This window comes from Micromonospora sp. LZ34, from assembly GCF_052981855.1.
In genome coordinates this window covers 247,019-268,427 of sequence record NZ_JBRIQN010000002.1, presented here as the reverse complement: position 1 = coordinate 268,427, position 21,409 = coordinate 247,019, and the positions used below count along the sequence as shown (strand labels likewise).

Annotated in this window: 22 protein-coding genes; 15 read left to right on the top strand and 7 right to left on the bottom strand. The window is 73.7% G+C overall.

What is annotated here, in order from left to right; genetic code table 11:
- Positions 1-74: 74 nt before the first annotated feature.
- Both ACVCAH_RS03585 and ACVCAH_RS03580 read right to left on the bottom strand, forming a co-directional pair.
- Positions 75-959, bottom strand: coding sequence for a lysophospholipid acyltransferase family protein (locus ACVCAH_RS03585; RefSeq protein WP_447134585.1), 885 nt, complete (start codon positions 957-959; stop codon positions 75-77).
- Entirely contained in the window at positions 956-1,729 is a 774-nt protein-coding gene (locus tag ACVCAH_RS03580; protein WP_447134584.1) for a GNAT family N-acetyltransferase, read from the bottom strand. The genes ACVCAH_RS03585 and ACVCAH_RS03580 overlap by 4 nt, the downstream gene beginning before the upstream one ends.
- 183 nt (positions 1,730-1,912) lie before the next feature.
- Between ACVCAH_RS03580 and ACVCAH_RS03575 the strand changes: the two genes are divergently transcribed.
- The 7 genes from ACVCAH_RS03575 (at position 1,913) to ACVCAH_RS03545 (ending at position 12,002) form a co-directional block, all read left to right on the top strand.
- Entirely contained in the window at positions 1,913-2,569 is a 657-nt protein-coding gene (locus ACVCAH_RS03575; protein WP_447134583.1) for a hypothetical protein, read from the top strand.
- A gap of 135 nt (positions 2,570-2,704) precedes the next feature.
- Positions 2,705-3,637, top strand: a complete 933-nt coding sequence (locus ACVCAH_RS03570; protein ID WP_447134582.1) for an ABC transporter ATP-binding protein — start codon at positions 2,705-2,707, stop codon at positions 3,635-3,637.
- Entirely contained in the window at positions 3,634-4,446 is an 813-nt protein-coding gene (locus tag ACVCAH_RS03565; protein ID WP_447134581.1) for an ABC transporter permease, read from the top strand. Before ACVCAH_RS03570 ends, ACVCAH_RS03565 begins: the two co-directional genes overlap by 4 nt.
- Before the next feature lie 244 nt (positions 4,447-4,690).
- Positions 4,691-8,431 carry a multifunctional oxoglutarate decarboxylase/oxoglutarate dehydrogenase thiamine pyrophosphate-binding subunit/dihydrolipoyllysine-residue succinyltransferase subunit gene (locus tag ACVCAH_RS03560; protein WP_447134580.1) on the top strand — a complete coding sequence of 1,247 codons (3,741 nt, stop codon included), beginning with the start codon at positions 4,691-4,693 and terminating at the stop codon, positions 8,429-8,431.
- 116 nt (positions 8,432-8,547) lie between these two features.
- On the top strand, positions 8,548-8,727 hold the full coding sequence (locus ACVCAH_RS03555; protein ID WP_447134579.1) for a DUF6104 family protein: 180 nt from the start codon (positions 8,548-8,550) through the stop codon (positions 8,725-8,727).
- A 67-nt stretch (positions 8,728-8,794) separates the two neighbouring features.
- Complete coding sequence (gene pta / locus ACVCAH_RS03550) at positions 8,795-10,861, top strand: phosphate acetyltransferase (RefSeq protein WP_447134578.1); 2,067 nt, start codon at positions 8,795-8,797, stop codon at positions 10,859-10,861.
- A 22-nt stretch (positions 10,862-10,883) separates the two neighbouring features.
- Positions 10,884-12,002 carry an acetate/propionate family kinase gene (locus ACVCAH_RS03545; RefSeq protein ID WP_447134577.1) on the top strand — a complete coding sequence of 373 codons (1,119 nt, stop codon included), beginning with the start codon at positions 10,884-10,886 and terminating at the stop codon, positions 12,000-12,002.
- Between the two features lie 8 nt (positions 12,003-12,010).
- Here the strand turns inward: ACVCAH_RS03545 and ACVCAH_RS03540 are convergent, their stop codons facing one another.
- Entirely contained in the window at positions 12,011-12,181 is a 171-nt protein-coding gene (locus ACVCAH_RS03540) for a hypothetical protein (protein ID WP_447134576.1), read from the bottom strand.
- Positions 12,182-12,339: 158 nt separating this feature from the next.
- Here ACVCAH_RS03540 and ACVCAH_RS03535 point away from each other — a divergent pair, with 158 nt between their 5' ends.
- From ACVCAH_RS03535 to ACVCAH_RS03525, 3 genes are all read left to right on the top strand, one after another.
- On the top strand, positions 12,340-13,227 hold the full coding sequence (locus ACVCAH_RS03535) for an alpha/beta hydrolase family protein (protein ID WP_447134575.1): 888 nt from the start codon (positions 12,340-12,342) through the stop codon (positions 13,225-13,227).
- 359 nt (positions 13,228-13,586) lie between these two features.
- Positions 13,587-14,120 carry a nucleotidyltransferase domain-containing protein gene (locus ACVCAH_RS03530; protein WP_447134574.1) on the top strand — a complete coding sequence of 178 codons (534 nt, stop codon included), beginning with the start codon at positions 13,587-13,589 and terminating at the stop codon, positions 14,118-14,120.
- Positions 14,121-14,142: 22 nt separating this feature from the next.
- Entirely contained in the window at positions 14,143-15,111 is a 969-nt protein-coding gene (locus tag ACVCAH_RS03525) for an alpha/beta hydrolase family protein (RefSeq protein ID WP_447134573.1), read from the top strand.
- Between the two features lie 23 nt (positions 15,112-15,134).
- Here the strand turns inward: ACVCAH_RS03525 and ACVCAH_RS03520 are convergent, their stop codons facing one another.
- The 3 genes from ACVCAH_RS03520 to ACVCAH_RS03510 form a co-directional block, all read right to left on the bottom strand.
- Positions 15,135-16,097 carry a zinc-binding dehydrogenase gene (locus ACVCAH_RS03520; RefSeq protein ID WP_447134572.1) on the bottom strand — a complete coding sequence of 321 codons (963 nt, stop codon included), beginning with the start codon at positions 16,095-16,097 and terminating at the stop codon, positions 15,135-15,137.
- Positions 16,098-16,182: 85 nt separating this feature from the next.
- Complete coding sequence (locus tag ACVCAH_RS03515) at positions 16,183-17,361, bottom strand: NAD(P)-dependent malic enzyme (RefSeq protein ID WP_447134571.1); 1,179 nt, start codon at positions 17,359-17,361, stop codon at positions 16,183-16,185.
- Positions 17,362-17,502: 141 nt separating this feature from the next.
- Positions 17,503-17,868, bottom strand: a complete 366-nt coding sequence (locus ACVCAH_RS03510; protein ID WP_447134570.1) for a S24/S26 family peptidase — start codon at positions 17,866-17,868, stop codon at positions 17,503-17,505.
- Between the two features lie 69 nt (positions 17,869-17,937).
- Here ACVCAH_RS03510 and sodN point away from each other — a divergent pair, with 69 nt between their 5' ends.
- From sodN to ACVCAH_RS03495, 3 genes are all read left to right on the top strand, one after another.
- Complete coding sequence (sodN, locus tag ACVCAH_RS03505) at positions 17,938-18,342, top strand: superoxide dismutase, Ni (protein ID WP_357051482.1); 405 nt, start codon at positions 17,938-17,940, stop codon at positions 18,340-18,342.
- A 62-nt stretch (positions 18,343-18,404) separates the two neighbouring features.
- Positions 18,405-18,857, top strand: coding sequence for an N-acetyltransferase family protein (locus ACVCAH_RS03500; protein WP_447134716.1), 453 nt, complete (start codon positions 18,405-18,407; stop codon positions 18,855-18,857).
- Positions 18,858-18,889: 32 nt separating this feature from the next.
- The gene (locus ACVCAH_RS03495) at positions 18,890-19,297 is read left to right on the top strand and encodes an ATP-binding protein (RefSeq protein ID WP_447134569.1); all 408 of its coding nucleotides are present in this window, start codon (positions 18,890-18,892) and stop codon (positions 19,295-19,297) included.
- Here the strand turns inward: ACVCAH_RS03495 and ACVCAH_RS03490 are convergent.
- Positions 19,291-19,743 carry a hypothetical protein gene (locus ACVCAH_RS03490; protein ID WP_447134568.1) on the bottom strand — a complete coding sequence of 151 codons (453 nt, stop codon included), beginning with the start codon at positions 19,741-19,743 and terminating at the stop codon, positions 19,291-19,293. The genes ACVCAH_RS03495 and ACVCAH_RS03490 overlap by 7 nt on opposite strands.
- On the opposite strand from ACVCAH_RS03490, the gene ACVCAH_RS03485 reads away from it, so the two are divergent.
- Both ACVCAH_RS03485 and ACVCAH_RS03480 read left to right on the top strand, forming a co-directional pair.
- Positions 19,742-20,692: a diacylglycerol/lipid kinase family protein gene (locus tag ACVCAH_RS03485; RefSeq protein WP_447134567.1), complete on the top strand. Its 951-nt coding sequence runs from the start codon at positions 19,742-19,744 to the stop codon at positions 20,690-20,692. The two genes, ACVCAH_RS03490 and ACVCAH_RS03485, sit on opposite strands and share 2 nt — an antisense overlap.
- A gap of 446 nt (positions 20,693-21,138) precedes the next feature.
- Complete coding sequence (locus tag ACVCAH_RS03480; RefSeq protein WP_007072794.1) at positions 21,139-21,396, top strand: WhiB family transcriptional regulator; 258 nt, start codon at positions 21,139-21,141, stop codon at positions 21,394-21,396.
- The last annotated feature ends 13 nt before the right edge of the window (positions 21,397-21,409 follow it).

Here is a 21,409-nt window from a genome sequence, read left to right as displayed (position 1 = left end):
GAACGCGGCGCGATGCGTCCGACGCTGAGGAGACTAACGCGATACATCGCGACAGGACAAGTAGCCGTGGCGGCTCAGGCGGCCAGGTCCACCTCCCGCTCCACACCGCGCCATCCAGCCGGTACCGGGCGGGCGACCGCCGGCCGGAGGTGCACGGCCGACTCCGCGGCCCGGGCCAGCAGCCGACGGTCCGCACCCGGGGCCGGGTGCAGGGCGGCCGTCACGGTGACCGTGAGCACGAGGTCCCGGGCGGCCAGCACCCGGCGCAGCGACCGCCACAGGTTCTCGTCGCCGAGGAAGGCCGGCGCGGTCGTCGCGTCGCCGGTCGCCGCGTGCCGGTAGCCGATCCGCACCGGCACCACCGGCGCGCCGGCGTCGACCGCCGCCTGGAACACCGCCGGCCGGAACCCGCCGGCCGGCCGGCAGCCCGCCGCCGCGCCGCACCAGGTGGTCCCCTCCGGGAAAACCGCCACGGACCGGCCCGCCCGCAGCACGGCCGCCACCCGGTCCACCGTGGCCGGCAGGTCACGGGGGCGGGCACGGTCCACGAAGAGGGTGCCGGCGGCCCGGGCGAGCCAGCCGAGCAGGGGCCAGCCGCGCACCTCGCGCTTGGCCAGCAGCCGGGCCGGCGCCACGGCGAGCACGGCCAGCACGTCCAGCCAGGACACGTGGTTGGCGACCAGTAGCGCGCGCCGCCGGGGCGGCCGGCCCCGGACCACGAGGCGCACCCCGAGCGCCCGGGCGGTGCCCCGGGCCCAGCCGCCCAGCAGCGCCCGCCGTTCCGGCGCGGGCAGCAGCGGCAGCAGCACCGCCAGGCCCGCGCCGAGCACCAGCATCCCGAGCAGCCCGGCCAGCCGGCCGGCCCGGCGGGCGACCGGCACGCCCCGGACCTCACCCGGCGCCGGCAGGCAGTCCGGGCCGCAGCCGGAGACCGGCCGGAACAGGTCGCGCCCGCTCACCGTTGCGCCCCGGCCAGGAAGTGCCGCAGGTAGCGCGGGTTCATCCGGTCCAGGGAGAACAGCACGTAGAAGTCCGCGACGCCGAAGTCCGGGTCGTACGCCGGCTCGCCGCAGATCCAGGCGCCCAGCCGGAGGTATCCGCGCAGCAGCGGCGGCACCTGGGGCCGGCCGGCCGCGCCCGCGTCCGGGGCCGATGTCGGGGCGCCCGGCTCGGCGAACCAGGACCGCAGCGGGCGGACCCGCAGCGGCGGCGGGGCCAGGTGCCGGGCCTGCGCCTGGGCCCAGACCTCGGCCGCGGTGCGCCCGCCGTCCGCGACCGGCACCGAGGCGCAGCCCCCGAGCCAGCGGGAGCCGCGCAGGTGCAGGTAGCGGGTGATGCCGGCCCACATCAGGTTGATCACGGCGCCGGACCGGTGGTCCGGGTGCACGCAGGAGCGGCCCGCCTCGACCAGAGCGCCCCGCAGCGGGGCGAGCGCGGTGAGGTCGAACTCACCCTCGGCGTACCAGCGGGCGGTCCGTCCGGGCGGCAGCAGCCGGTACGTGCCGACCACCTCGCCGGTACGCTCCTGCCGCACGACGAGGTGGTCGCAGTACGGGTCGAGGTCGTCGGCGTCCAGGCCGGCGGTGCCCGGGACGGTGGCCCCGAGTTCGGTGGCGAACACCTCGTGCCGGAGGCGTTGCGCGGCCGCGACCTGGGTCGGGTCGTCGGCGATCAGCAGGGTGTAACCGCTGGTCGTCAGGGGTGCGCCAGCGGCGGACAGGACAGCCATGGGAACTGTGTAGGCGGCCCGGGTGCCGGTCACGGTGACCAGGAGTGTCGATCCGGTGAACGCCGCCCGGCGGCCCGTGGCGGCGCCGCGGTGCGGGGCGCGGGGCTGCCGGGACGCCGGCCGTGCGAGGCTGCCGGGGCGCCCGGCGACGACGCCGGAACCGCGACCGTCCGGAGGTGTCTGATGATCATCGAGTCGCGCTTCAACGGGCCGCCCGGCTCGGGCAACGGCGGCTGGAGCGCCGGGCTCTTCGCGGCGGCGTACGGCGGGCCCGGGCCGGTCGAGGTGACGCTGCGCCGGCCGCCGCCGCTGGAGACCCCGCTGGCCCTGGCCGACGGCGAGGTGCGGGACCCGGACGGGCTGCTCGTCGCCGAGGTCCGCCCGACCGGGGAGGTCGACGCGGTGGTGCCGCCGGTGGACCTGCCGGCCGCCCGGGCGGCCGCGGCCGGCTACCCCGGCCTGGTCGACCACCCCTTCCCCGGCTGCTACGTGTGTGGGCCGCAGCGGGCGGACGGGTTGCGGATCTTCCCGGGGCGGCTGCCGGACGGCCGGACGGCCGCCCCGTTCCGGGTGCCGGCCGAGGTCGACGCGGCGACCGTGTGGGCGGCGCTGGACTGCCCCGGCGGCTGGTCGGTGATCGCACCCGGCCGCCCGTACGTGCTGGGCCGGATCGCCGCGACGGTGCACGCGCTGCCGACGCCCGGCGAGGTGTGCGTGGTGACCGGCGCGACCGTGGGCGGCGAGGGCCGCAAGGCGCTCGTGCACACCAGCCTGTACGGCCCGGCCGGGCAACTGCTCGGCGCGGCCCGGGCCACCTGGGTCGCGCTGCCGACCGGCTGAGGTCGTCCCGGAGGATGACCCGCCTCCTGCCCGGGGTGGAGACGAAACTACGGACCGCGCCTGATTGACCTTGTTGCGCCGGCCCGTCACGCTGTGCCACGGCGTACCCCGACGCCATCGCACGGAGGGAGAGTAATGACTGACGGGCAGCGAAGCCCCACCGACGGTCAGATCATGGTGTCCGGCCTGACGAAGCAGTACAAGAACGTGACGGCGGTCAACGACCTGTCGTTCACCGTCGAGCCGGGGCGGGTGACCGGCTTCCTCGGCCCGAACGGGGCCGGCAAGACCACCACCCTGCGCATGCTGCTGAACCTGGTCACCCCCACCGCCGGCGTGGCGACCATCGGCGGGCGCCGGTACGCCGACCTGACCGACCCGCTGCGGCACGTCGGCGCGGTGCTCGAGGCATCCAGCGCGCACAAGGGCCGGACCGGGATCAACCACCTCCGGGTGATCTGCGCGGCGGCCGGGCTGCCGACGAGCCGGGCCGACGAGGCGCTGGCCCTGGTCGGGCTGACCCCGGCGGCGAAGCGCAAGTTCAAGGGCTACTCGCTGGGCATGAAGCAGCGCCTGGGCATCGCCGCCGCGATGCTCGGCGACCCGCGGGTGCTGATCCTCGACGAGCCGGCCAACGGGCTCGACCCGGAGGGCATCCGGTGGATGCGCGGGTTCCTCAAGGGCCTGGCCCAGCAGGGCCGCACCGTGCTGGTCTCCAGCCACCTGCTGTCGGAGATGCAGCTGCTGGCCGACGACGTGGTGATCATCGCCGCCGGCCAGCTGGTCCGGCAGGGCCCGGTCGACCAGGTGATCGGCTCGATGGCGCAGGGCGTCCGGGTGCGGGTCCGCACCCCGCAGGCCGAGGCGCTGACCACGGCGCTGAAGGCGGAGCCGGCCACGGTCGACGTCGACGAGCACGGCACCCTGCTGGTCGGCGGGGTGGACGCGCCGACGGTGGGCCGGATCGCCCTGGCCGCCGGCGTGGAGCTGCACGAACTCACCACGGAACGGCCCGACCTGGAGCGGGTCTTCCTGGAGCTGACGGCCGGAAAGGCGGACATCCGATGAACCTGGTCCGATCCGAGCTGCTCAAGATCCGTACCACCAGCACCTGGTGGTGGCTGGCGATCGGCGCGTTCCTGGCGATCGCGATGGCCTTCGCGTTCAACGCCTGGGCGGCCAGCGAGGTGTTCAAGGGCAACGGCGAGAACCTGGGCTTCAGCCCCGACCAGGCGACCGCCGCGGCGCAGGCGGCGAACATCTACACCTCCGGCCAGTACCTCGGCCTGATGTTCGTGATGCTGATCGGCATCCTGATGGTCACCAACGAGTTCTTCCACCAGACGGCGACCACCACCTTCCTGGCCACCCCCCGGCGCACCTCGGTGATCGCCGGCAAGCTGGTCGCGGCCAGCCTGCTGGGCTTCCTGTTCTGGCTGGCGACGACCGTGATCGACCTGGTCGCCGGCGCGGTCTTCCTGAACCTGCAGGACCAGGGCGCCATGCTCGGCGAGTGGGCGGTGCAGCGGGCGCTGCTGTTCAACCTGCTGGCGTACGCGATCTGGACGATCCTCGGGGTCGGCATCGGCACGCTGATCACCAACCAGCTCGGGGCGGTGATCACGGCCGCGGTGCTCTACCTGGTCGGCACCCAGGTGATCGGGCTGCTCTTCCTGCTGCTGTCGAACGCGCTGGACAACCCGGCCGTGGTCAAGTGGCAGGTGATCTGGCCGGCGGTGGCCTCCACGGTGATGATCTCGGAGGGCCAGTCCGAGTTCACCCCGGCGTGGTGGGTCGGCGCCCTGGTGCTGATCGGCTACGCGGTGGTCACCGGCACCTTCGGGGTGCTGATCACCCGGCGGCGGGACATCTCCTGACCGACGCGGTTCCGCGGGGGTGCCGCCGGCCGGCAGCACCCCCGCGGCTACCAGGAGTCGTCGGCACCCGCAGCGTTTACCCAACTTCTGGCATCTTCTGTGAAACCGACCACGCCGCGGAGGCGGAAATGCCTGCGGCATCCGTACGGCGTAGCCTGGGAGCCGTCTCGTGCGCGCCCGATCGGCGGGCGTCGCCGGGCACCGCGTGACACACAAACCCGCGTGAAAGAGGCGATTACCGGCCGTGTCGACCCAGCAGACTTCGCAGGAGAACCCACTGGCGGGTTTCGGCCCGAACGAGTGGATCGTCGAGGAGATGTACCAGCGGTTCCTCGCGGACCCCAAGAGCGTCGACCCGGCCTGGCACGACTTCTTCGCCGACTACCGGCCGGCGCCGGGCGCCGCCACGCCGCGTGACGGCCAGCCGACCACGCCCGCCGTCCGGCCGGAGCCCGACGGCCAGCCGGAGGCGGCGGCCAAGGTCGCCCAGCCGCCCGCGGCGAAGCCGGCGGCGGCGCCGAAGCCGGCCGCCAAGCCGGCCGAGCCGAAGCCGGCCGCGGCCAAGCCCGCCCCGGCGAAGCCGGCCCAGCCGAAGGCGGCTCCGGCCAAGGCGGCCCAGCCCACCGCCGCCGGCCCGCAGACCACCCCGCTGCGTGGCGTCGCGGCCCGGATCGTGCAGAACATGGACGCCTCGCTGAGCGTGCCCACCGCCACCAGCGTGCGCGCCGTCCCGGCCAAGCTGCTGGTCGACAACCGCATCGTGATCAACAACCACCTCGCCCGCGGGCGCGGCGGCAAGGTCAGCTTCACCCACCTGATCGGCTACGCGCTGGTCCGGGCGCTGGCCCAGCACCCGGAGATGAACAACTCCTTCGCCGAGGCCGACGGCAAGCCGGCGCTGGTCCGCCCGGAGCACGTCAACCTGGGCATCGCCATCGACCTGGTCAAGCCGGACGGCAGCCGCAACCTGGTGGTGCCGTCCATCAAGGCCTGCGAGCAGATGGACTTCCGGCAGTTCTGGCAGGCGTACGAGGACGTGGTCCGGCGGGCCCGCCGCAACGAGCTGACCATGGAGGACTACGCCGGCACGACGATCTCGCTGACCAACCCGGGCGGCATCGGCACCGTGCACTCGATGCCCCGGCTGATGCAGGGGCAGAGCGCGATCATCGGCGTCGGCGCGATGGAGTACCCGGCGCCCTACCAGGGCATGAGCGAGGCCACCCTGGCCGAGCTGGCGGTCAGCAAGGTCATCACGCTGACCAGCACGTACGACCACCGGATCATCCAGGGCGCGCAGTCCGGCGAGTTCCTCAAGGCCATGCACGAGCTGATCCTCGGCGAGCACGGCTTCTACGACGAGATCTTCACCTCGCTGCGCATCCCGTACGAGCCGGTGCGCTGGATGCGCGACGTCGCGGTCGACAGCGAAGGTCAGATCAACAAGACCGCCCGGGTGCACGAGCTGATCCACGCCTACCGGGTGCGCGGGCACCTGATGGCCGACACCGACCCGCTCGAGTTCAAGATCCGCAAGCACCCCGACCTGGACGTGCTCCAGCACGGGCTGACCCTGTGGGACCTGGACCGGACCTTCCCGGTCAACGGCTTCGCCGGCAAGCAGCGGATGAAGCTGCGCGAGATCCTCGGCGTGCTCCGCGACTCGTACTGCCGCCGGGTCGGCATCGAGTACATGCACATCCAGGACCCGGAGGAGCGGCGCTGGATCCAGGAGCGGGTCGAGCGCAAGTACGAGAAGCCCTCCCCCGAAGAGCAGAAGCACGTGCTCAACCGGCTCAACGCCGCCGAGGCGTTCGAGACCTTCCTGCAGACCAAGTACGTCGGCCAGAAGCGCTTCTCGCTGGAGGGCGGCGAGTCGCTGATCCCGCTGCTCGGCGAGGTGCTGGAGGCGTCCGCCGAGGGCGGGCTCGACGAGGTCGTCATCGGCATGGCCCACCGCGGCCGGCTCAACGTGCTGGCCAACATCGTCGGCAAGCCGTACGAGAAGATCTTCTCCGAGTTCGAGGGGCACCTGGACCCGCGCTCCACCCAGGGCTCGGGCGACGTGAAGTACCACCTCGGCCAGAACGGCAAGTTCACCACCCCCGGCGGCGAGCACTCGGTCAAGGTCTCGGTGGTGGCGAACCCGTCGCACCTGGAGGCCGTCGACCCGGTGCTGGAGGGCATCGTCCGGGCCAAGCAGGACCGGATCGACCTCAAGCTGGAGGGCTACACCGTGCTGCCGCTGGCGGTGCACGGTGACGCCGCCTTCGCCGGCCAGGGCGTGGTGGCCGAGACGCTCAACCTGTCCCAGCTGCGCGGCTACCGCACCGGCGGCACGGTGCACGTGGTGGTCAACAACCAGGTCGGCTTCACCACCGCGCCGGAGTACTCCCGGTCCAGCCTCTACAGCACCGACGTGGCCCGGATGATCCAGGCGCCGATCTTCCACGTCAACGGCGACGACCCCGAGGCCGTGGTCCGGGTGGCCCGGCTGGCCTTCGAGTACCGCCAGGCGTTCAACAAGGACGTCGTGATCGACATGGTCTGCTACCGGCGGCGCGGGCACAACGAGGGCGACGACCCGTCGATGTCCAACCCGCAGATGTACAAGATCATCGACTCGAAGCGCTCGGTCCGCAAGCTCTACACCGAGGAGCTGATCGGCCGGGGCGACATCACCGTCGAGGACGCGGAGGAGCTGCTGCGCGACTACCAGGCGCAGCTGGAGCGGGTCTTCAAGGCCACCCGCGACGCGGCCACCACGCCACGCCACCTCGGCCGCCCGAAGCGCGAGGACGAGCCGGAGCCGCAGGTGGACACCGCGACCGACGCCGCCGTGGTCAAGGCGATCGGCGAGGCGCACGTCAACCTGCCGGAGGGCTTCACCCCGCACAAGCGGATCCAGCAGCTGCTCGACCGGCGGGCCAAGATGTCCGTCGAGGGCAACATCGACTGGGGCTTCGGCGAGATCATCGCGTTCGGCGCGTTGCTGCACGACGGGGTCACCGTCCGGCTCGCCGGGCAGGACTCCCGCCGGGGCACCTTCGTCCAGCGGCACGCCTCGATCCTGGACGCGCGGACCGGCAAGGACTACCTCCCGCTCCAGTCGCTGACCGGCGACGGTGAGCGCTCCCGGTTCTTCGTGCACGACTCGCTGCTCAGCGAGTACGCCGCGATGGGCTTCGAGTACGGCTACTCGGTGGAGAACGTCAACGCGCTGGTCTGCTGGGAGGCCCAGTTCGGCGACTTCGTCAACGGCGCCCAGTCGGTGATCGACGAGTTCATCTCCTCCGGCGAGGTGAAGTGGGGCCAGCGCTCCGCGGTGACCCTGCTGCTGCCGCACGGCCACGAGGGTCAGGGCCCGGACCACACCTCCGGCCGGCCGGAGCGGTTCCTGCAGATGTGCGCCGAGGACAACATGCGGGTGGCCATCCCGACCACCCCGGCGAACTACTTCCACCTGCTGCGCCGCCAGGCCCTCTCGCCGAAGCGCAAGCCGCTGGTGGTGTTCACGCCGAAGTCGCTGCTGCGGCACAAGCTCTGCGTCTCGTCGGTCGAGGACTTCACCACCGGCACCTTCCAGCCGGTGCTGCGCGACTCGGCCGCCCCGGCGCCGGAGGCGGTGAAGCGGGTGCTGCTCTGCTCGGGCAAGGTCTACTACGACCTGCTCCAGGCCCGGCAGGAGCGCGGCATCACCGACACCGCGATCATCCGGCTGGAGCAGCTCTACCCGATGCCGGTCGAGGAGGTCCGCGCCGCCCTGGCGGAGTACCCGAACGCGGAGGACTTCGCCTGGGTGCAGGAGGAGCCGGCCAACCAGGGTGCCTGGTCGTTCGTCGCGCTCAACCTGCTCGAGCACCTGGCGGACGTCCGGCTGCGCCGCATCTCCCGCCCGGCGGCCGCCGCGCCGGCCGTCGGCTCCGCCAAGATGCACGAGGTGGAGCAGAACGCCCTGATCGAGGCGGCGCTGCCCCGCCCGTGACCTGACCGCACCGCCGAGCAGCGGGGCAGAGCCGTCACCATGACGGCTCTGCCCCGCCTCGCGTCGGGCCCACCCACCGACCGGCCGCACGCCGGACGACACCATGAGGACGAACCATGTACTTCACCGACCGCGGCATCGAGGAACTGGTCGAGCGCCGGGGCGACGAGCAGGTCACCCTGGAGTGGCTCGGCGAGCGCCTGCGCGACTTCGTCGACCTCAACCCCGAGTTCGAGACCCCCGTCGAGCGCTTCGCCACCTGGCTGGCCCGCCTCGACGACGAGGACGACGAGTAACCCCGGCGACAGCCCCCGGGGGCGGAGGACCCGGGCGGGAGATCGCGCGGTCTTCTAGGGTGGGATCGTGGCCCGGAGTGTGTACGTCACCAGCGTGGGGTCCGGCGGGGGGAAGTCGACCATCGCGCTCGGGCTGGCCGAACTGCTCTCCCGGCAGGTCGAGCGGATCGGCGCGTTCCGGCCGCTGGTCGGCGGCACCGGCCCCGACCCGATCCTCGCCCTGCTCAGCGACCGCTACCGGATCGAGCCGCCGCTGACCGACCTGGCCGGCACCACCTACGCCGAGGCGACCGCCCTGGTCGCCGACGGGCGGCGGGAGGAACTCATCTCCCGGATCGTGGAGCGCTACCGGGACCTGGAACGGCGGTGCGCGGCGGTGGTCGTGGTGGGCAGCGACTTCGCCGACGGCGGAGAGGGCGCCGGCCCGCGCGAACTGGCCTTCAACGCCCGGCTGGCCACCGACTTCGGCAGCGTCGTGGTGCCGGTCGTCGACGGCTTCGGGCAGGAACCGGAGGCGATCGCGGCCGCGGTGCGCGGGGCGTACCACGACCTGGCGGACCTGGGCGCCACGGTGCTGGCGGTGATCGCCAACCGGGTGCCCGAGCCGATGCCCCTGCCCGACCTGCCGGTTCCCGCGTACGCCATCCCCGAGGTGCCGAGCGTGTCGGCGCCGACGGTGGCCGAGGTGGCGGCGGCGCTCGGCGCCACCCTGCTCGCCGGGGACGACGCCGCGCTCGGCCGGGACGTGCTCGACTACGTGGTGGGTGCGGCGCACGTGCCGACCCTGCTGGACCACCTGACCGAGGGCGCCCTGGTGATCACCCCCGGCGACCGGGCCGACCTGCTGGTGGCGGCGAGCGCCGCGCACGTGGCCGGGCAGGTGTCGGTGGCCGGGCTGGTGCTCACCCTCGGCGAGCAGCCGGACCCGCGGGCGATGCGCCTGGTCGAGAGGTTGAACACCGGCCTCGCCGTGCTCTCGGTGACCAGCGACAGCTACGACACGGTGGCCGCGTCCAGCCGGATCGAGGGCCGGCCGAGCGCCGGCAACCCGCGCAAGGTCGAGGCGGCGCTCGGCGCCTTCGAACGCTGCGTGGACACCGACGACCTGGCCCGCCGGCTGCGGGTCAGCCGCTCCGCCCGGGTCACCCCGCTGATGTTCGAGTACGACCTGATCGACCGCGCCCGGGCGCAGCGCCGGCACCTGGTGCTGCCGGAGGGGGCGGAGGAGCGCATCCTGCGCGCCGCGGAGATCCTGCTGCGCCGGGGCGTCGCGGACCTGACCCTGCTCGGCCGGCCGGACGACATCGCCCGACGTACCCGGGAGCTGGGCATCGACATCGGCGGGGCACGGGTGGTCGACCCGGTGACCAGCGAGTGGCGCGACGGGTTCGCCACCGAGTACGCGAAGCTGCGCGCCCACCGGGGCGTCACCGCCGAACTGGCGCACGACGTCGTCGCCCAGCCGAACTACTTCGGCACGCTGATGGTGCAGACCGGGCACGCCGACGGCATGGTCTCCGGGGCGACCCACACCACCGCCGCCACCATCCGCCCGGCCTTCGAGATCATCCGGAACGTGCCGGGGGTCTCGGTCGCCTCCAGCGTCTTCTTCATGCTGCTGGCCGACCGGGTGCTGGTCTACGGCGACTGCGCGGTCAACCGCGACCCGGACGCCAACCAGCTCGCCGACATCGCGATCTCCTCGGCCGACACCGCCGCCCGGTTCGGCATCGAGCCCCGGGTCGCCATGCTCTCCTACTCCACCGGCAGCTCCGGCGCGGGCGCCGACGTGGAGAAGGTCGCGGCGGCCACCGAGCTGGTCCGGGAGCGCCGCCCCGACCTGCTGGTGGAGGGGCCGATCCAGTACGACGCGGCGATCGACCCGGCGGTGGCGGCGACGAAGCTGCCGGGCAGCGAGGTCGCCGGCCGGGCCACGGTCTTCATCTTCCCGGACCTGAACACCGGCAACAACACGTACAAGGCGGTGCAGCGCTCGGCCGGGGCGGTGGCCGTCGGGCCGGTGATGCAGGGCCTGCGCCGGCCGGTCAACGACCTGTCCCGCGGCGCCACCGTGGCGGACATCGTCAACACGGTGGCGATCACCGCCATCCAGGCCACCGCGGAGGTCCCATGAGCGAGCGAAGCGGAGTGCCGGCATGAGCCAGGTTCTGGTTCTCAACTGTGGGTCGTCGTCGGTGAAGTACCGCCTCTACGACGGCGACGAGGTCCGCGACAAGGGCACCGTGGAGCGGGTCGGCGAGCCGGGCGGCGGGCCGGCCGACCACGAGACGGCGGTCCACGACATCCTCGGCCGGCTCGACCTGGCCGGGCTGACCGCCGTCGGGCACCGGGTGGTGCACGGCGGCCGGCGGTTCACCGAACCGACCCTGATCGACGACGCGGTGCTGGCCGCGATCCGCGACCTGGTCCCGCTCGCCCCGCTGCACAACCCGGCGAACCTGGCCGGCATCGAGGTCGCCCGGGCGGCGTTGCCGGACGTCCCGCAGGTGGCCGTCTTCGACACCGCGTTCCACCACACCATGCCGGAGGCCGCCGCGCTCTACGCGATCGACCGGGACACCGCCGAGCGGTACGGCATCCGGCGGTACGGCTTCCACGGCACCTCACACGCGTACGTCTCCCGGCGCACCGCCGAGCTGCTGGGCCGCCCGTACCACGAGCTGAACACGATCACCCTGCACCTGGGCAACGGAGCCAGCGCCTGCGCGGTGGCCGGCGGGCGCAGCGTGGCCACCTCGATGGGGATGTCGCCGTTGCAGGGCCTGGTGATGGGCACCCGCAGCGGCGACCTGGACCCGACGGTGATCTTCCACCTGCGCCGCGAGGGCGGGCTCTCCGTCGACGAGATCGACGACCTGCTCAACCACCGGAGCGGCCTGCTCGGACTGACCGGCGCTAACGACATGCGTGAGGTGCTCCAGCGCCGGGCGGACGGCGATGCGGCGGCGGCGCTGGCCTTCGACGTCTACCGCCGCCGGATCACCGGGTACGTCGGCGCGTACTACGCGATGCTCGGACGAGTGGACGCGGTCACCTTCACGGCGGGGGTGGGCGAGCACGCCGCCCCGGTCCGCGCGGCGGCGCTGGCCGGCCTGGACCGGCTCGGCATCGCCGTGGACCCGGCGCGCAACACCGGCAGCGGCGACCGGGTCATCTCACCGGAGGGCGCCGAGGTGGCCGTCTGCGTGATCGGCACCGACGAGGAGCGCGAGATCGCCCGCGCCGCCCGCGACCTGGCCGCCCCGACGCGCTGACGCACCGCTCAGCCCAGGGCCAGCCAGGCGACCAGGGCGACCAGGACGACCACGACCACCGCCGCGCCGACGAGCAGCGGCGTCCGGGACGGGGCGGCCGGTGCCTCGGCCTCCGGGGTGTTGGCGAAGGCGCGGAACGCCTCGGTGTTGCCGCTCGGGTCGGTGTAGTTCTCAGGCATGCCGGTGACCCTAGCGAAGCCGGTCGAGGGGCACCGCCCCGCGCGCGGCCGCCCCGGCCAGGTCGGGCCGGCCGGTGGAGCGGCTCCGGCCGGGTGGTGGGCGGAGCCGGTCCGGACGGCGGGGCCGCTCGGGGCGGCACGGCACCTACCGTGGAACCGTGGGGGTCAAGCGGCTGGTCGCCGCGCTGCTGACGGCGCTGCTGGCCGGCTGTGGGACGGCCACCGCCGCGCCCGGTGCACCGCAACCGGCCCGCCGGGCGCCCGTCGGGGCGTACGCCGTCGGCGTGCGTACGCTCACCGTCGACGCGGCCTCCGCGCGCCCACTGCCGGTCACCGTCTGGTACCCGGCGGACGGGGGCGTGGTAGCCGCGGGGCGGTTCCCGGTGGTGGTCTACAGCCACGGGCTGGACAGCCTGCCCCACCTGCACGCCGGGCTGACCTCCCGGTGGGCCGCCGCCGGCTTCGTGGTGGCCGCCCCGGCCTATCCGCACACCCGGCGCGGCGCGCGCCGGTTCGACCGGGCCGACGTCCGGCACCAGCCGGCGGACGGCTGGCGGGTGATCCGGCACCTGGTCCGCCTCGACGCCCGGGCCGGCGACCCGCTGGCCGGCCACCTGGACGTCACCCGGTTCGCCGCCGCCGGCCACTCGGCCGGTGGCTTCACCACCGCCGGCATGTTCACCTCGGGGCGCTCGGCGCGGCTGCGGGCGGGCATCGTGATCGCCGGCGGTGGGATGGCCGGGAGCTTCGCCGCGCCGGCCGCGCCGGTGCTCTTCGTGCACGGCACCGCCGACCCGGTGGTGCCGCTGGCGGTCGGCCAGGCGGCCTACCGGCGCGCCGGCGGCCCGGCCGCCTTCCTCAGCATGCTGGGGCAGGGCCACGGCGAGTACCTCACCCCGGGCCGGCCGGGCTTCGCCGAGATGCTCGCCACCACCACCGACTTCCTCCGCTGGACCCTCTACGGCGATCCGGACGCCGCCCGCCGCCTGCCCGCCGGCGCCAGCGCCCCCGCCCTCACCCGCTACGAGACCCGGCACGCCCCTTGACCCCGCCGCGCCGGGATGGTGGCCGAACCGCGCACCGGCTCGCCGGGGGTGCCCGGTCCCGCGGGCCGGCGGTCAGGCCGTCGCGTGGCAAGCGCCCGGGTGGCCAGGGGCAGCATCGGGAACGAACTGATACCGGAGAGTCATCAAGATGACTCTCCGGTATCGCGCTTGCCGGGCACTATGCCGCGCCGCCGCGACACGCCCGCCCTCACGCCCGCCCGCACGCCCGTCCGTAACGCCGGTCGGCGTCAGGACGGCCTCGGCCGGGCACCAGCGACGGCCGGAAACGGCGGTGCGGGGAGCCGGGTCCGCGGTTACGGTCGGCGCGTGGAGGGCGTGCGGGGCTCGCGGAGCGGCAGTTGGCCAGCATCGGCGAGGTGGTCGAGGTGGCCGACGCCGCCGGCATCGAGGTGTGGCTGCGCGGCGGCTGGGCGGTCGACTTCCACCTCGGCGAGCTGACCCGGCCGCACGTGGACGTCGACTGGTACTGCTGGCGCGTCGACGCGGAGCGGCTGGCCGCCCTGCTGCGCGGGCGCGGTTGGCGCCCCGATCCGCGGCTGCCGGTCGAGGTGCAGCTGGACCTGTTCCGCGACGACGTCGAGGTGAGCTTCGCTTACCTTGCGCGGGACACCGCCGGGCGGATCACGGTCGGCGGCGGCCCGTGGGCCGGCACGCCGCTGCCGGCGGGGATGCTGGACGGCCCACCCGGGCGGATCGGCCCGCTGACCGTCCCGGTCATCGCGGTCGCGGCACAGATCGAGTTCAAGCGGATGTACCCGGTCTGGATGCCGGAGCGCCCCCGGCGCGCCAAGGACGCCGCCGACCTGGCCCGCCTCGGCGCCGCTGCGTCCGGCGCCGGGCACGGTCCGTCGATGTCCGGCGGGCCTCCCTGAACGGCAGGGCACAATCGGATTCATGTCGCGCCGCCGCACCCCTGCCCTGCTCGCCTGCGCCCTGCTCACGGCCGGTCTGGTCGGCTGCTCCGGGGACACCCGGCCAGCCGGGCCGCAGACCGTCCCGACCCAGGCCCCGGCGGCGGCCACCCCCGCGCCGCGGGTACCCGCCGGCACCGCGCCGGAGCGGTCCTTCGCGGTGGGCGTACGCCAGCTGAAGCTGAACCGCGACGGCGACCGGTCGCTCCCGGTGACCGTCTGGTACCCGGCGGCCGGGACGGCCGGCGGGGAACCGGAGCGCTCCGCGCGGGCCGCCGACGGCAGGTTCCCGGTGGTGATGTTCAGCCACGGCCTCGGCGGGCGACCCGCCGACTACGAGACGCTGCTCACCCGGTGGGCGTCGGCCGGGTTCGTGGTCGCCGCGCCGACCTTCCCGCACACCTCCCGTGGTGCCGACGGCAACGTGCTGGACGTGCTCAACCAGCCGGCCGACGTGTCGTACGCGCTGACCCGGGTGCTCGCCCTCGACGGCACGGCGGGTGACCCGCTGCGCGGCCGGCTGGCCGCCGACCGGGTGGCCGCGGCCGGGCACTCGGCCGGCGGGGTGACCACCATCGGCCTGTTCACCGCCGGCCGGGACGAGCGGCTGGACGCCGGCGTGGTGTTCGCCGGCACCGCGCTCGGCGTGGGCACCGCGTTCGCCGGCGCCGCCGCACCGCAGCTGTTCGTACACGGCGAGGCCGACGAGGTGGTCGAGTACGCCGCCGGCAAGGCGGCGTACGACCGGGTGCCCTGGCCGAAGGCGATGCTGAGCCTGCCGAAGGGCGACCACGGGCGGGCGCTGCTCAGCGACGGGGCCGCGCTGCGGGTGGTCTCGGACACCACGGTCGAGTTCCTCCGCTGGACGCTCTACGGCGACGAGGCCGCCAAGCGGCGCATCCCCACCGGCGCCGCCCGCGGCGACATCGCCACCCTCGACAACCGCCTCTGACCAACCTCCGGCCCCGGGCCGGGTCAGGCGGTGTGGTCGACGACCACCTTGCCGAAGACGTCGCCGGAGTGCAGCCGGGCGAACGCCTCCTGCACCCGGCTGAACGGGACCACGCTGTCCACCACCGGGCGCACCCGGTGCTCGGCGCAGAAGGCGAGCAGGGCGGCCAGCTCGTCCGGGGTGCCCATCGAGGTGCCCAGGATCTCCAGCTGCATGGCGAAGACCCGGCGCAGGTTGACCTTGGGCTCGTGGCCGGCGGTGGCGCCGGAGACGACGATCCGGGCCATCGGCGCGGCGGACTTCAGCGAGTGGTCGAAGGTGGCCGCACCGACCGTCTCGATGACCACGTCGACCCGCTCCGGCAGCCGGGCGCCCGGCTCGACGGCGGTCGCGCCCAGGTCGGCGATCCGCTCCCGCTTGGCGGCGTCCCGGCTGGTCGCGTACACCCGCTTGCCCATCGCCGCGGCGAGCGCGACGGCGGCCGTGGCGACGCCGCCGCCGGCGCCCTGGACCAGCACCGCGTCGGCCTCGGCGACCCGGCCCTTGGTGGTGAGCATCCGCCAGGCGGTCAGCCACGCGGTGGGCAGGCAGGCCGCGTCGGTGGCGGCCAGGCCGGCCGGCAGCGGGACCAGGTTCGACCGGGGTACGGCCACCCGCTCGGCGAGGGTGCCGGGGAAGTGCTCGGAGAGGATCGAGACGCCGCGCGGGTCGCCCGGGGTGGGCACCACGGGGTAGACGACCACCTCGGTGCCGTCCGGGTCGACGCCGACGGCGTCGCAGCCGAGGATCATCGGCAACTGGTCGCCGGTGAGCCCGACCCCGCGCAGGGACCACAGGTCGTGGTGGTTCAGGGAACTGGCCCGGACCTGCACGGTGACCCAGTCGTCGTCCGGGTGGGTCGGCTCGGGCCGCTCGCCCACGGTGAGCGCGGCGAGCGGGTCGGCGTCGTCGAGGCGGGAGGCGAAGGCGGCACGCATGATCGGCACGGTAACAAGCGGGACGGTCCGGAAGAAGGGCTCCGCCCTGTGCGACTGGCGACAGGACGGGGCCCGCTTCGGAACGGGCCGGGTGTCAGGCCCGGGCGACACCGTCGCGGCGGGCGGCCTCGGCGACCGCCGCGGCCACCGCGGGGGCGACCCGCGGGTCGAGCGGGGACGGGACGATCGCCTCCGGCGTGAGCGACTCGGCCACCACCTGCGCGATGGCGTCGGCGGCGGCCACCTTCATGCCCTCGGTGATCCGGGTCGCCCGGGCGTCCAGCGCCCCCCGGAACACGCCGGGGAAGGCCAGCACGTTGTTGATCTGGTTGGGGTGGTCGCTCCGGCCGGTGGCCACCACCGCGACGTGCCGGGCGGCCACCTCGGGGTGCACCTCCGGGTTCGGGTTGGCCAGCGCGAAGACGATCCCGCCGGGGGCCATCCCGGCCACCGCGGCCTCCGGGATCTGCCCGCCGGAGACGCCGATCAGCACGTCCGCGTCGCGCAGCGCCTCGGTGATGTCGCCCTGCCGGCCGTCGGCGTTGGTGACGGCGGCCAGTTCGGCCTTGGTGTCGGTCAGGCCGGTGCGGTGCGGGCCAAGGATCCCCTTCGAGTCGCAGACCACCACCCGGGCCGGGTCCACTCCCCCGGCGAGCAGCATCTTCGTCACCGCCACGCCGGCCGCGCCGGCGCCGCTGACCGCCACCCGCAGGTCGCCGAGCTTGCGGTTGAGCAGCGTGGCGGCGTTGCGCAGCGCGGCCAGCACGACGATCGCGGTGCCGTGCTGATCGTCGTGGAAGACCGGGATCGGCAGCGCCTCGTCCAGCCGGCGCTCCACCTCGAAGCAGCGCGGCGCGCTGATGTCCTCCAGGTTGATCCCGCCGAACGAGGGCGCCAACGCCCGCACCACCGCCACGATCTCGTCCACGTCCTGGGTGTCCAGGCAGATCGGTACCGCGTCCACCCCGGCGAACTGCTTGAACAGCACCGCCTTGCCCTCCATCACCGGCAGCGCCGCGCGCGGGCCTATGTTGCCCAGCCCGAGTACGGCCGAGCCGTCGGTGACGACCGCGACGGTGTGCGACACCCAGGTGTAGTCGTCGGCCAGGGTCTCGTCGGCGGCGATCGCCTCGCACACCCGGGCCACCCCAGGGGTGTACGCCAGGGAGAGGTCCTCCCGGCTGGTCAGCGGGACCGTCGAGGTGACGGCCATCTTGCCGCCACGGTGCAGCCGGAAGACGGGATCAGCGGGGTCCACGGTGGACGGTGACATGGTGACTCCAGGATCTGTCGAGCAGATGGACCGGCCGGTCGGGGCGCGTGGTGAGGCGACGAGCGGCGGCGCGCGGTGCGGGGGGTCACCCGGGCACTTTCCGAGCATAGTGTCGCCGGGGCCCCGCCGATGTGAGCAGGGTCATAACGGACGCCGGGGCAGCCGACCGGGCCGGGGCCAGTAGCGGGCCACCACCCGGCCGTGGACGTCGGCCACCCCGTACGCCCGGGAGTCGTCGGCGACGAACTCGTTGTCCCCGTACAGCCACCAGCCGCCGTCCTGGGCGCGGGCCGCGCGCTTGACCACCAGCAGGTCGGGACGGCTGCGGAAGACCGCGACCACGACGTCGCCGGGGCGGACCGGCCGGCCGCCCCGGCGGACCAGCACCGCGTCGCCGTGGCGCAGGGTCGGCGCCATGGACGGGCCGCTGACCAGCACGGCCGTCAACGGCCAGCGCAGCCGGCGGGCGGCCGCCGGACGGTCGGCGGGCATCGGTTTCACCTCCACCGGCTTGGGGGAGCCACTCCAGGAGTAATGTCGGCTTGGATCATCGCAAACTTCCCATGGAGGATCCCGATGCGACTTCCACGCATCCTTACGCCCCGCGTGACCGCCAGCGCCCACTGCGACCTGCCGTGCGGCGTGTACGACCCGGCGCAGGCCCGGATCGAGGCCGAGTCGGTCAAAATGATCTGCGAGAAGTACCAGGCGAACACCGACCCGGAGTTCCGCACGCGGGCCGTCATCATCAAGGAGCAGCGCGCCGAGCTGGTCAAGCACCACCTGTGGGTGCTCTGGACCGACTACTTCAAGGCGACCCACTTCGAGAAGTACCCCCAGCTGCACCAGCTGTTCAACGAGGCCACCAAGCTCGCCGGCTCGGGCGGCGTCAAGGGCAGCCTCGACCCGGCCACCGCCGACCAGCTGCTGCAGAAGATCGACGAGATCTCCAAGATCTTCTGGGAGACCAAGAAGGCGTGACCCTCGCGGTCCCGCCGACGATCCGGCCGGCACGTCCCGCGGACGTGCCGGCCGTCGTCGCCATGGTGCACGAGCTGGCCGAGTACGAGCGCGCCCCCGACCAGTGCCACCTCACCGCGGCGCAGCTGACCGCCGCGCTGTTCGGCCCGGCGCCGGCGCTCTTCGGTCACGTGGCGGTCGACGCGGGCGACGAGCCGGTCGGCTTCGCCCTCTGGTTCCTCAACTTCTCCACCTGGGCCGGCGTGCACGGCATCCACCTGGAGGACCTCTACGTCCGGCCGGCGGCCCGGGGCACCGGAGCCGGTCGGCTGCTGCTGGCCACCCTCGCCGAGCTCTGCGTACGGCGGGGCTACCAGCGGCTGGAGTGGTCGATGCTCGACTGGAACCCGGCCGCCGGCTTCTACGCCGCCATCGGCGCCGAGCAGCTGACCGAGTGGGTCCCCTACCGGCTCGACGGCGCCGCCCTGGCCGGCCTCGCGGCCCAGGCGGCCACCCCCACGCAACCCGCCGCCTGAGCGGGTAGAGTCCCCGACCGGGGGGATGAGTGGTGACTCAACTGACCGGCCAGCCGACGACCGACGACGACGTCGTGCACCTCACGGTGCCCGCCGACGGCGGCTACCTCGGGGTGCTGCGCACCGCCACCGCGGGGCTCGCGGCGCGGCTGCAGTTCGCCCTCGACGAGATCGAGGACCTGCGCATCGCGGTCGACGAGGCCTGCGCCATGCTGCTCGCGATCGCCACCCGGGACGCCGAACTCGACTGCCGGTTCGCGGTGACCGAGGACGCGCTCACCGTCGAGGTGACCGTGCCGACCGTGCGCGGCGCCGGGCTGCCCGCCGAGTCCTCCTTCGCCTGGAAGGTGCTCACCGCGCTGACCACCTCGGCGTCGGCGAACGTCACCGACGGGCGGGCCACCATCTCGCTGCTGACCCGGCGCGCCGCGGGCTACTGACCGCCCCCGGGCGCACCGAAGCCGAGCGCCCGGCTGGTCGGCGGGCTCACCAGCAGCCAGGTCACCCCGACACCGAGGGCCATCAGCGGCACCCCGAGCCAACCCATCCCGCCCTCGACCATGAACCAGCCGATCGGCAGCAGCATGAGCTGGAGCACGATCGCCGGCGCCCGCGCACCGGCCCGGCGCCGGTCCAGCGCGCCGCCCAGGGCCCAGAGCGCGGCGGCGGCGCCGACGGCGAACGCGGTCACCAGCCACGCCGACAACCGGTCGGTGCTGTCGGCGGTGAGGTCGGCCCAGAGCAGCCAGGCGGCGACCAGGCCCACCGCGACCGCCTCGCCCCGCAGCAGCCGGACCGCCCAGCGGAGCGTGACGGGAATCGAGTCGGAGTCGAGCGTCACGCGCGCCACGATACCCGTGCTACTCCGGGGTACAGTGCCGCCCATGCGGGCCGTCCTGGTGGTCAATCCGAAGGCCACCACCACCAGCGAACGCAGCCGGGACGTCCTGGTCCGGGCGTTGCGCAGCGAAGTCGACCTCCACGTGCGGTACACCCGGCGGCGGGGGCACGCGACCGCGCTCGCCCGGGAGGCGGCCGAGGATGGCGTCGACCTGGTGGTCACCCTCGGTGGTGACGGCACCGTCAACGAGGTGGTGAACGGCCTGATGACGGCCACCCCGCCGACCGTGCCCGCCGCCACCACGCCGGCCGAGCGGCTGCCGGCGCTGGCCACCGTGCCGGGCGGGTCGACCAACGTCTTCGCCCGGGCGCTGGGGCTGCCCCGCGAGTGGCCGGAGGGCACCAGCATGATCCTGGAGGGACTCCGGCTGGGTCGGCACCGCACGATCGGGTTGGGCCGGGCCGACGACCGCTACTTCACCTTCTGCGCCGGCTTCGGCATCGACGCGGCGGTGATCCACCGGGTGGAGCGGGCCCGCCGCCGCGGCCGGGTCTCCACCCCGGGGCTCTACCTGCGCTCCACGGTGAGCCAGTACTTCGTCGGCTCCGACCGCCGACACCCGGCGATCAGCCTGGAGCGCCCGGGCGAGCCGGCCGAGAGCGAGCTGGCCACGGTCATCATCCAGAACACCGCGCCCTGGACGTACCTCGGCGACCGGGAGATCAACCCCAACCCGGAGGCCTCGTTCGACCTGGGGCTGGACGTGCTGGCGCTGCGGCGGCTGCGGGTGGCCAGCACCACACGCACGGTGACGCAGTTCTTCTCCCGGCGCCCCGACCCGCACGGCAAGCAGGTGCTGCGGTTGCACGACCTGGCGGAGTTCACCCTGCTCGCCAGCCGCCCGCAGGCCTTCCAGCTGGACGGCGACTATCTCGGCGAGCGGGAGAAAGTTAGATTCACATCCGTTCCCGCGGCACTGAGAGTAATCTGCTAGGTCTCGGGTACTGCCCTAGGTCGACGCGGTTCGCGGCACCGCATCGACGCGGCGCCGCCACACCGAGAGGCAGGTGCCGGAAATGTCAGCAATGTCACGCGGACTGTACTATATTGATCCTCGACTGTGGTACGGCGGGTAACCAGAGCGCTCTGGAACCCGGACAAATGGGTTGTGGGCTTGCTCACCGCGCGGAGTTTTTCCGAGCGGCACCCTTGACATCGCGAGAGTTCGTGAAAGTATTCACAAGCGAACTTGAGTTACCGGGACATTGCCTGGATATGCTCGGCAGGTTGAGCTGTTCCAGCAGGTCCGCGGGGCCAGCAGCCTGCTCACGCACTGCCGAATAGTCGGACGCGAACCGTCACGATCGGCGCTGCGGATGCATATAGGAAAAGCACCAAAGCAATATCTGCCACCCATCCAGAATGAGGAGTGTTGCCGCCATGGACTGGCGTCACCATGCTGTCTGCCGCGACGAGGACCCGGAGCTGTTCTTCCCGATCGGGACGTCCGGACCGGCTCTCCTGCAGGTCGAGCAGGCCAAGGCCGTCTGCCGGCGCTGCTCCGTGACCGACCAGTGCCTGCAGTGGGCGCTCGAGTCCGGTCAGGACGCTGGCGTCTGGGGCGGGATGAGCGAGGAGGAGCGGCGCGCCGTGAAGCGTCGCGGTGGCCTCCGGGTGCTGCGCGCTCACTCCGCCTGATCCACGCACCAAG